Here is a 7980-nt window from a genome sequence, read left to right on the forward strand (position 1 = left end):
AGATTCAAACTCAGGCGAAAGATGACGGATTAACTACCCCGGAAAAAACAAAAAATAAGCGGATTCCGGTGCCGGATCACGTTGAACCGGAGCAGCCGAAAAGAGGCTTTTGGAGCCGTTTTTTTAGACCCTATGATTAACCACGATTGTTAAACTGATATGAACAAAGTCGTGAAACATTGATCAAAGAATAGGCGTGGAACGTGAAAAATCATAAAAAAAGCCCACCTTGGGGAAGATGAGCTATTAACTAGAAACTACAGCATTGATTTCTAAAGATAATTATAACGCATTTCGTATAAGGTGTATTATGTTAATTTTAGAAAATCTAAAATAATTATTGATAATTTTTTTTTGAAAATTTAACATACCTTCCGATTGGTATTTTAGGTATGATTACTTATGAACAGTGTGTTACTCGCTTATGTATTACTTGGATTTGCAATAGTTTCCGAAGTGATTGGAAGTAGTTTTTTAGTTAAATCGGAAGGGTTTACAAAACTTTTTCCAAGCGTGATGGTCTTTATTTTTTTTAGCACGGCATTTTATTTATTATCACAAGTTATTAAAACAATCCCTTTAGGTATCGCATACGCTATATGGGCTGGTGTTGGGATTGTTCTAACTGCTGTAGTTGGCTACTTTGTTTTTAAACAGACACTAGATAATCCTGCTTTAATTGGAATTGGTTTTATCGTATCTGGCGTAATAATTATTAATTTATTTTCGCAATCAGCAGGTCATTAAGTGAAAGAAATTCGGCAACAAAAGAAGCAACCAGAGGTTATTCGAAAGCGCATCCTTGAACAGGCAACTATTCTTGTTTCTCAAAAGGGTATTTCTGGTGTTTCTATTCAAAATATTGCTACAGCAGTAGGTATAACAAAAGGGGGGGTATTTCACCATTTCCCGAATAAAAAAAATTTGATAGAAGAAATGTTCAATCAAATAATTCTTGATTTAGATCAAACAGTTGAATACTTGATTAAACGCGATCCAACAGAATATGGTAAATTCACACGAGCTTATATTCATAGTTCTTTTATCCATCAAATAGATGGGGTGGTTTCTGCTTGGTCAGCGTTATCAATGACTATGATCACAGAGCCTACCTTTAATAAAATTTGGATGGAATGGCTAAAAAATAGATTATCTCAACATGCAGAAACGGATAGTCATCCTGATTTAGAGTTACTTCGTTTAGCAGCAGATGGGTTGTGGCTACAAAGTATTACCGGAGTCATTGATGATGAGCAATGTTCAAAATTAGAAGACGATCTGCTTAATCGAACCTATTTAACATAAAATCTCATCTACGAAATGCAGCAGCACGTGCTAGGATCCAATTAAATCTTTAATTGGGTTCACATCAAATACTCTATTGATCACTATAAGCTCGAACTTTCTCAAAAATTGGATAAAAGTCCAGACCATCATCCTTCATATCTGAAATTACGACTGCAATTACTGCAATCGTAGTGGGCACTTTACCGTTCTTTTTATAGTTGGTAATTGAATTTGCGTTCATATCTAAAAGCGCTGCAAATTCTTTAATAGAAAGGCCAGACTTACCTATAAGTCTTTGAAATTCTTCGTAAGGCATAGTTTTAAAAGCAGAATTGTTCTGATGGAAAAGTATAGCACAGATCATTTATTTACATTTAAACACATAAATAATGTGTTTAACACATTATTTATGTGTTTAAATAGTCTTATCAAGCAATTTTACTCTTTTGATAGGACTTGTTTTTATGAACCATTTCGTACAGCCCAAGCTTCTTATTTCTTCTCAAGCAAAAAAGATTGGATTGGCATTAATTAACGATCTTGAACTTTGTATAACAGCACGATTGGCTTTTTATCTGGATGTAAATCCTTCCTATGACGGCCATGAGGCAACATTCATTTGGATCGAATATTTTTTACAAGATCATCCTCAAGCCGAATTTTCTGAAGTTAGAGAAGCCTTTCTACAACTTATCCCAGGATGTTAAACGATGATAATGAAATCTGTATTTTATGAGTCAAATACAGATTTCAAATTCTCTTTTTTATAAGACTATGAATTAAATTTTCTCAAATAACTCTGCAGCAATCTTCCTAGCTAAATTATCTTTATCAACATCCAGTTCTGATAAATCTATAGCATATTGAATTGCCTCACGACCTGCGATTTCAATAGGTCCATAGTCATCATAATCCTCACCTGTATAAGCATTGTAGTCTCTAAAATCATCCTGCGTGAAATCAACTCCACACATTTGAGCTAAGTAGATGTATAACCATGCTTCTCCATGATTTTTGAAAATTTCTTCATACAGGAAGTATTCAATAGCACTCGTATCACCTCGATTACACAAGTACAGAATCTGGTTGTAAACTGTTTCCTTGTCTGCATCCAAATTAATTTCATGAAGATTCATAGGTGAATTTTTAATATAAGATTCAAAGTGTTCCGCTTGCTTTATGTATTCTTCATACTTTTCTTTATTTTTCTTAGTCTCATCAGAATTGATATATTTTTGTTTATTATTGTCCCAACGACTTCCAAAATTTGAGCCATGTCGACCATAAGGGGCTATCTGATTTGCTAAATAACGATAGTAGGCCCCGAGTAGAGCATAAGCATCAGCATTCTCACGATCTTGCGCATAAGATAAAATCTTCTCAAAAATAGCCCCAATTTTTGAAAACTCGAAATAATCACCTCCAAGTTCTAGGTCATCCACCTTACCATTTTCAAAATTGATATAACTTAATTCCTCTCTTACAGCATTGAAGTTAATAACTTCTAAATTAAGCCATAAAAGTTCTCGATAGACTGTTTTAGAAATCGACAAATAAAACTCTTCTGAGGCATCTAACTTAAGTAAAACCTTAAGTCTTATAATAATTTTTCTAATCTGCTCCAATAGAACATTACCTTCATAATCATCCCAATGAAGATCATCTTCACTATAATTTAGATAATCTGTTTCAGGCGGATTTTCCAATATTTCTAGAGTTAGAGCATCAACCAATTCGTGCTGATAATACTCTTCAGAATCATCATATTGAGCATCAAGTAAAAGATTTTGAGCAACAAAAGAGCTATAGGTCCTATAGTCCTGATCTAAAGCAATTAATTCATAAATATGTGAACGGCTAATCTTTACAGAATGCTGTTCCTGAATTTTTTTAGATAATTGAAATGCGAATTCTTGAATAGACATAATTTTCTCTACTTCCAACTCTAAACTCTTTATACAAAGAATCTTTGGTGTCATAAGACTTCTAGCAACGCATGTTTAAATGCTAAGAACCAAACGAGTTGATACTTAAGAAAATTAGATTTTAGATATGGCTTTAAAAATTAAACCTATGGTTTTTTATCCCTTTTCTACTCATGCGTAAGTACGGTAGGCGACCTTATTTTTAAAATAATAAATTTCGCATAAATTTACAATTGCCAAAATAGAAAAGTCAGCTAAAAAGCGGACAGTCAAAAAATTCATTCTTTTTCAGACCTACTTTTTATCTTTTTTTGAGCATTTATAATCACTAAATCGAGAAGCGTTAAAGTCTGCCCTTTTAGGCTATATCCAGACAGCTGATGGAGAACCTCAAAAAGTAGCTGATACTTTTCTGTATTTGGTCGCTCTAGTGCCCAAACCTTTTTATAAAGTTGAGATTGACGAAATTTCCCGGCAAGAAAACGGTCAATTTCGATTCTTTTTAGAAACTTTTTACTGTCTAAATTTTCATCATCTTTTACTTTATAAAGACTTAAAACCCCACCACCCACTTCAAACTTACGTTGATTTTCAGCCTTTCGCTTTTTCCCGGCATACTTTTTCTGGATCTGACTCAAATACAGCTCCAAGTCACTGTATTCAAGCTTTTGCGCTTTAAAATTCAGATAACGCGTACACATCGTTTTCAGGATATTCATTTCAGCCGGATCTAGATCATCTTTTTTATAATCTTGGTACAGCTCCAGGAATTTTTCTTCATACTCAGTCCTTCCTGGAGTTATCACCAACTCATCAAACAACAACTGAAGTTTCAAATGCTCACGGTACGGTTTTAACGCTTCTTTCACCAGAATCTGCTGAGCTTCTGACAACATTTCAAAATTAAAGTCTTCAGCTTGTAGTGCAGCAATAACCTGATTTTGCAGTTCAGAGCGAGGATCTTTTTCTAACAGGAACTCAACGAAAGCGTGTAACTCTGCCATTTGTAAAAGTTGAGCTGGTCTACCACGCTTTTTTGCTTTTTCTTGGGTCATATCATCTGCCGCCTAATTTTCAGAACTGCTACCGATTTAAATATGGTTTTACCATATTTAAATCGGGCAGTCTGAAAATAATTATTTAAATTAAAAATAAAATTTCTTGAAAAGAAATTTTATTTTTAATTTAAATAATTCGCACTTGACAGTTTCTTCTAATCGAAGAAACTAGTACGCAATGGGGCGATTCCCCCTTGACCCCCTTTAACCGGATTTCTCAGCCATTCAGGCATTTCAAAATCCGGACGGTTTTCATTCCGTTTCACTGCATAAAAACCGGTCCCCAAGCCACCAGAGGTGAACATGGCCAGCTACCATTTCAGTGTAAAAAGCAAAAATAAAGGCTATGCGACCGGCCACTACCTCTATATTTCCCGGCTGATGCAATATGAAGGCATTCGAAAAACAAGCAATGAAACCATAGAACATATTGAACCTGGACGTTGCATGCCCGCCTTTGTCAAAGATCCGATTGAGTTTTGGCAGGCAGCCGATAGTCATGAACGAGCCAATGCCAAGGCCTACATGGAGTATGAAATTGCCCTCCCCAACGAGTTCACGCCAGAACAGCGTAAAACGCTCATAGAGACGTTTTTAGACAAACACATAGTCCCACAGCAATATCCTCACTCATACGCCATACACAACGTAAAATCACGCATCAGTGGCGAAGATCAGCCTCATTGTCACCTGATGTTCTCGCTAAAAGCGGATGACGGCATTGAACGCAGCGCAGAACAGTACTTCAAACGCTATAACCCTCAAGATCCAGCCAAAGGCGGTGCTAAAAAAATCCAACTTCAAGATGGCCATGAAAACTATTCCACTTTTTTGATCTATATCCGAAAACAATGGGAAAATCATTTGAATGATGCCCTTGCACAGCACTGCCCGACCGTCACCTACACACTGGATGGCCAAGACATCACCATCAAAAATCAGGTTTCAGCAGACAGCTATGAAAAATATAACGAGATCCACAGCACGCTATACCTTCCAGAGCCAAAACTAGGCGTTGGCCAACAAAATGCGACAGCGGAATATCTCGCTCAAATCCAAAAAATCCGAGAACACAACCAGCAAGAACGAGAACTCGAAGAACGCCAAAAGCAATTAGATCAACAACATGAATATTTTTATAGTGCTGAAAACCATCCATTTTCATCATTGGAAGTGATGTATTACCTGAATTACTTAATCAAAAATGCGAAAAATAAGGAAAAACTGGAAAAAGATTTTAGTGAAATTATCAAAATTCAAGAGCCTATACTGCACCAAGAAGGCTGGAACCTGAATAACATGAATCGAAAATTGAGAGATTCAGAACATAACTCAACGCCACGCTTTGAGTTTGAAGTCCATTCCCAGCCAAATTATCCATTACCCATGCAAAATAAGCCCCCTCAACCCGAACAGCCAAAGCCAAAATCTGATGATTATGATTACGGTGGTCCTGGTTTTTAAAATTATCTGGCTTTATTCAGGCCTTACAGAGCGAGTGTCTACGAGCGAACAGACCCAATTAAAATTTTCGCCATGCTTTTTCCCTGATTACAAACTCCCCTTTGCTGCTGAGACTGAGATACAGAGCATCCCGGAGGGTGCGAACAGATTTAATTTGCATCTAGGTCGAGCGAAGCGAGTATAAAAAACTTATGAGCGAAGCGAATTCCGAGTTGCTTTTGCTTTTTTGAAGTTATCACGAGATTAACCCAAAAATTGCCCCTTCGAACTGAGCGTAAGCGAAGTTCAATAGAGTTTGAGCGTAGCGAAAACATAGGGCAATTTTTCATTCTTTCCTTTTTAATATATTTTAAATCTTTTAAATCTTTTCAGTCGTCTCTGTGCCTTATATAGCAAAGGTTTCAACGTTTAAATATGACGGATTGACTACTAACTATGACGGATTGACTACTAACTATGACGGATTGACTACTTAACTATGACGGATTGACTACTAACTATGACAAGTATATATTTGTCATATATTAGAAAAATCAATGGTTTTGTTTTGAATAAAAATCACGTTGTAAAATCAAATCAAGTAATAGAAGCATCGTATCAATTAAGTGCCGTAGAGCAACGAATTGTCTTAGCTGCCATTTCACGGATTCCCAAAAATCAGCCTATTACAGATGATGAGTTATACCCTGTTAGCGTCGATGAATTAAAACAATTGGGCGTACATGAGAAAACTGCATACAGAGATTTAAAGGAAGGTATTAATAGACTCTATGAGAGGTCTATTAACCTCAGTATTGATGATAAATCTATAAAAATGAGATGGGTGCAAGAAATCCAATTTTTAGATAGTCAAAGTGTCATTGGAATCCGTTTTTCAAAACCCATTCTGCCATTCATTTCCAATCTAAGTAGAGAATTCACCAAATATGCCTTATCAGACATTGCTGGGATCAATAGTGGATACGGTATTCGTATTTATGAGCTACTGGTTCAATATCGGCAAATAGGTAAGCGTGAAATTTCTGTTGAGAGTTTACGGACAATGTTAGAACTCGGTAAAAAGTACCCATTATTCGCTGATTTCAAGAAACGAGTAATTGACACTGCTATAGACCAAATCAATGAATATAGCCCTTTAAAAGTCACTTATGAGCAGAAAAAAACAGGGCGTAAAGTCACTCATATTATCTTTTCTTTTAAAGAAAAATCTAAATCCATAACACATACCTCGAAAGATTTTTATCAGCTATCTGATGCTCAAATTAATCTATTCGGGAATCAATTATCACGTTTACATGAGCTTTCCCATTTAGCCTCAGAAGGTGAAAGTTATGAGATTTTAGCTGCTAAAATTAAGGATATGCTTAGAAACCCTCACCAACAACAGCAGTTTTTGCCACACTTAAAGAACTTAGGGTTTAAAGCTTGAGTGTATTGAAGAATACACTTATTGTATTCTTCAATACGTATCCTAAATACACAGCAATACACTATGAAAACAAGTACAAAATACAGTGTTAGTGATGCAGCCACACTGTATAAGAAATCTCGTGCTACACTTTATAAAGATATAAAAAATGGGGTGTTAAGTCGTGATCATGATGGCTCTATCGACTTCTCTGAGTTACTCCGCGTTTATGGTGAACCTTTTAGTGGAAAACACTCAAAACACACTGATACGTCTCCAACACAAACTATAAATACACCTGAATACACAGACAATACAGTTATTGAACTAAAGAATCAGATCGATTTTCTAAAGAAACAGTTAGAAAAAGCAGAAGATCGCGAAGCTAAAGCAAATTCTCGTATTGATACATTACTTACCCTAATTGAAATGAAGCCAACTCAGGTTCATCCCACACCAACTTCAGATCAATCTTCAGTGCAATCTAGTCCATCTCAAGTAGAACCTACATTGAATGTAGATAACGACAAACATGACGGATTGACTACTCCGGAAAAAACGGAAAATAAGCGTATTCCGGTGCCGGAGCCGGTTGAACCGGAGCAGCCGAAAAGAGGGTGGTTAAGCCGGTTTTTCTTGCCGAATGGCTAAGGGTACTATTCAACTGAGCTAATCAAAGTTGTAAGGATTTGATTAAAGAATAGCCATATTACGTGAAAGATCACAAAAAAAAGCCCGTACAGGGATGTTCGGGCTATAAACTTTGAAATAAGTATATGAATTTCAAGGTAAATTATGACACATTTCGTATAAGGTGTATTATGTTAATTTTAGAAAA

9 protein-coding genes and 1 pseudogene are annotated in these 7980 nt (G+C 35.9%); 7 read left to right on the forward strand and 3 right to left on the reverse strand.

The features are described from left to right. From J671_RS0105260 to J671_RS23915, 3 genes and pseudogenes are all read left to right on the forward strand, one after another. Positions 1–140, forward strand: a pseudogene (locus J671_RS0105260) (DNA-binding protein); the annotation flags it as partial. Between the two features lie 262 nt (positions 141–402). Beyond that, entirely contained in the window at positions 403–747 is a 345-nt protein-coding gene (locus J671_RS23910; protein ID WP_005146112.1) for an SMR family transporter, read from the forward strand. Next, the gene (locus J671_RS23915) at positions 748–1305 is read left to right on the forward strand and encodes a TetR/AcrR family transcriptional regulator (RefSeq protein ID WP_005146114.1); all 558 of its coding nucleotides are present in this window, start codon (positions 748–750) and stop codon (positions 1303–1305) included. Between the two features lie 73 nt (positions 1306–1378). Here the strand turns inward: J671_RS23915 and J671_RS23920 are convergent, their stop codons facing one another. After that, positions 1379–1603 (reverse strand): hypothetical protein, encoded by a 225-nt coding sequence (locus J671_RS23920; RefSeq protein ID WP_002072934.1) that lies wholly within the window; start codon positions 1601–1603, stop codon positions 1379–1381. Between the two features lie 148 nt (positions 1604–1751). On the opposite strand from J671_RS23920, the gene J671_RS23925 reads away from it, so the two are divergent. After that, a complete protein-coding gene (locus tag J671_RS23925; protein ID WP_001015364.1) occupies positions 1752–1994 on the forward strand; it encodes a hypothetical protein in 243 nt (80 codons plus the stop codon). Between the two features lie 72 nt (positions 1995–2066). Here J671_RS23925 and J671_RS23930 read toward each other — a convergent pair whose 3' ends face one another. Together J671_RS23930 and J671_RS23935 are read right to left on the reverse strand one after the other, a co-directional pair. Beyond that, the gene (locus J671_RS23930; protein ID WP_002072939.1) at positions 2067–3266 is read right to left on the reverse strand and encodes a hypothetical protein; all 1200 of its coding nucleotides are present in this window, start codon (positions 3264–3266) and stop codon (positions 2067–2069) included. A 224-nt stretch (positions 3267–3490) separates the two neighbouring features. Beyond that, positions 3491–4267, reverse strand: coding sequence for a hypothetical protein (locus tag J671_RS23935; protein WP_000191151.1), 777 nt, complete (start codon positions 4265–4267; stop codon positions 3491–3493). Positions 4268–4573: 306 nt separating this feature from the next. Between J671_RS23935 and J671_RS23940 the strand changes: the two genes are divergently transcribed. The 3 genes from J671_RS23940 (at position 4574) to J671_RS23950 (ending at position 7793) form a co-directional block, all read left to right on the forward strand. Continuing rightward, a complete protein-coding gene (locus J671_RS23940) occupies positions 4574–5734 on the forward strand; it encodes a MobA/MobL family protein (RefSeq protein WP_000179382.1) in 1161 nt (386 codons plus the stop codon). 499 nt (positions 5735–6233) lie between these two features. Continuing rightward, positions 6234–7163: a replication initiation protein RepM gene (gene repM, locus J671_RS23945; RefSeq protein WP_000200914.1), complete on the forward strand. Its 930-nt coding sequence runs from the start codon at positions 6234–6236 to the stop codon at positions 7161–7163. 63 nt (positions 7164–7226) lie between these two features. Further along, entirely contained in the window at positions 7227–7793 is a 567-nt protein-coding gene (locus tag J671_RS23950) for a plasmid replication DNA-binding protein (protein WP_000858429.1), read from the forward strand. Positions 7794–7980: the final 187 nt, after the last annotated feature.

The sequence above is a fragment of the Acinetobacter sp. 1130196 genome, from assembly GCF_000588095.1.
Classification (GTDB): domain Bacteria; phylum Pseudomonadota; class Gammaproteobacteria; order Pseudomonadales; family Moraxellaceae; genus Acinetobacter; species Acinetobacter nosocomialis.